Source organism: Pseudorhodobacter sp. (genome assembly GCF_030452865.1).
Lineage (GTDB): Bacteria > Pseudomonadota > Alphaproteobacteria > Rhodobacterales > Rhodobacteraceae > Pseudorhodobacter.
In genome coordinates this window covers 1-2501 of record NZ_JAKDLJ010000473.1, presented here as the reverse complement: position 1 = coordinate 2501, position 2501 = coordinate 1, and the positions used below count along the sequence as shown (strand labels likewise).

The window sequence follows — 2501 nt, the reverse complement described above, 5'->3', positions numbered from 1 at the left end:
CAGAAGTTTACCACAAAAGGCAGTTTCCACACAGCCTCGGCCAGAAGTGCGAACAAATCCGCCCCGGCCATTGGCTAAAGAACTTCTCGAAATATCCAATACATGACTTATCACATAACGCGTTGAAATCGCCGATTTCAGGCAGGGTTATGTGATTCAGGTTTTTCGGATGCGCTATAGCTGCCCACGGTGATCCTTGGCAGTACGATCGCAGCCAAGATCAGCATATTGACCTCTGAGAATGGCGCGCAAGGTTTCCCCCACGCGCCAGATCTTTCGTCAAAAAATCTTTGCCCCTGTTCAAGCGATGATCTTGGAGACGACGCCGGCGCCGACGGTGCGGCCGCCTTCGCGGATGGCGAAGCGGAGTTTTTCTTCCATGGCGATGGGCGCGATCAGTTCGACGTTGAACTTCAGGTTATCGCCCGGCATCACCATTTCGGTGCCTTCCGGCAGTTCCACGGTGCCCGTCACATCGGTCGTGCGGAAGTAGAATTGCGGACGGTAGTTGGCAAAGAACGGCGTGTGACGGCCACCCTCTTCCTTGGTCAGAATATAGGCTTCGGCCTCGAACTTCGTGTGCGGCTTCACCGAACCCGGCTTGCACAGAACCTGACCGCGCTCAATCCCGTCACGGTCAACACCGCGCAGAAGCAGGCCTACGTTGTCACCAGCCTCGCCCGAGTCCAAGAGCTTGCGGAACATTTCAACACCGGTGCAGACGGTTTTCTTGCTGTCACGGATGCCAACGATTTCAAGCTCTTCGCCAACCTTCACCACGCCACGCTCAATCCGGCCGGTCGCAACAGTGCCGCGGCCCGAGATCGAGAATACGTCTTCAACCGGCATCAGGAACGGCTGGTCAACCGCGCGCGCAGGCGTCGGGATATATTCATCCACAGCCTTGATCAACGCGCGGATCGACTCTTCGCCGATCTCAGGGGAGGTGCCGTTCAACGCCGCCAAAGCCGAGCCGCGGATGATCGGGATATCATCGCCGGGGTAGTCGTATTTCGACAGCAACTCGCGGATTTCCATTTCCACCAGTTCCAGCAATTCCTCGTCGTCAACCTGATCGACCTTGTTCATGTAGACGACCATGTAGGGAATGCCGACCTGACGGCCGAGCAGGATATGCTCACGCGTTTGCGGCATCGGGCCGTCAGCCGCGTTCACCACCAGAATGGCACCATCCATCTGCGCCGCACCGGTGATCATGTTCTTCACATAGTCAGCGTGGCCGGGGCAATCGACGTGGGCATAGTGGCGGTTCGCCGACTCGTATTCCACATGGGTCGTCGAGATCGTGATCCCGCGCGCCTTCTCCTCCGGCGCGTTGTCGATCTGGTCGTAACCCTTGAAATCACCAAAATACTTCGTGATCGCCGCCGTCAGCGTCGTCTTGCCGTGGTCAACGTGACCAATCGTGCCGATGTTGACGTGCGGTTTGTTCCGTTCAAACTTTGCCTTTGCCATCGCTTGCTGCCTTACACCTTGGGGGGCCAGAATGGCCTCCGGACTACATCGGGCGCGAAATAGCCATGATGGCGGGGAAAATCAAGTCTTAGCGTGATGGCACCGGCGCTTCCTTTGGCTTTGGCGGCAGGCCAAACCATTCCGGATGGTCCGAAAGCCAGCGCTCGATCCGCTTCGCTGCGTTGAAGGTCAGCCGGTCCATTTGTTCCTGCGCCGTGCGGGTCAGGCCGGAGCCGACCAGCGTTTCGCCATCCAGCCCCTCGAACACGGTGAACTGTTCGCCCTTTTCGTTGAGTTTCTTCTGCGATGCGTCGTCCCAGACCGTCGCCGTCACGACCAGCGCCGATTTCGGCGACAGCAGCAGCGGGATACCGGGTGGGGCCAGCGCATAGGCATCAATCGAAACGCCGAAGTTGTAGAATTTGTCACCAGTGTAGCGGCCAAAGCGTTCCTGCATGGCCTTGGTCATGCTGTCATCCCAATCCTTCGGATCGGCTTCGCGTGAGATCGGCACCTTTTGCGGGTTGTCGGCGACCACGATGTTCAGGCCGAGTTTGAAATTCCCCAGATCGACCGGCGGCTCCAACACATTTGGTTGCGCACAAGCAGCCAACAACCCGAGTGAGAGAAGCAAAGCCGAGCGGCGCGCAATGATCATTCAACCGTCCTTCGTGAAACCCATGTTCCTGAATTAGCCGTTGTGAGCGGGACGCGCAACTGTGTCACCTTTTTCCGAGAGCGATTTGCGCTATATTCAAAACAGCAGCCCATAGCGGAGCCTGATATGACCAAGCCCTTGCCTGCCGATCTGATGCCTGCCGACACTGTGTCGTCGGGCGACGTTCCTGCGCGTGTGCCGCTGCACAACACGCCGATGGGCTTGCTGGCTTCGGCCCGCGCGGGGCGGCGCAATGTGCTGGAACTGATCCCCGAAATCGCAACCCGGCAGCCGATGCTGTCGGGGCGGACCGGCAAGCGCTGGCATATGGTAATGGACCCCGAGGCGGTGATGCGCGTGTTGCGTG

2 protein-coding genes and 1 pseudogene are annotated in these 2501 nt (G+C 58.5%); 1 reads left to right on the top strand and 2 read right to left on the bottom strand.

What is annotated here, in order from left to right:
* Positions 1-300 precede the first annotated feature (300 nt).
* Together tuf and L0H65_RS18245 are read right to left on the bottom strand one after the other, a co-directional pair.
* Positions 301-1476, bottom strand: coding sequence for an elongation factor Tu (gene tuf / locus L0H65_RS18250; protein WP_301460633.1), 1176 nt, complete (start codon positions 1474-1476; stop codon positions 301-303).
* Between the two features lie 88 nt (positions 1477-1564).
* Positions 1565-2134 carry a hypothetical protein gene (locus L0H65_RS18245; RefSeq protein WP_301460632.1) on the bottom strand — a complete coding sequence of 190 codons (570 nt, stop codon included), beginning with the start codon at positions 2132-2134 and terminating at the stop codon, positions 1565-1567.
* Positions 2135-2260: 126 nt separating this feature from the next.
* On the opposite strand from L0H65_RS18245, the pseudogene L0H65_RS18240 reads away from it, so the two are divergent.
* Positions 2261-2501, top strand: a pseudogene (locus tag L0H65_RS18240) (hypothetical protein); the annotation flags it as partial.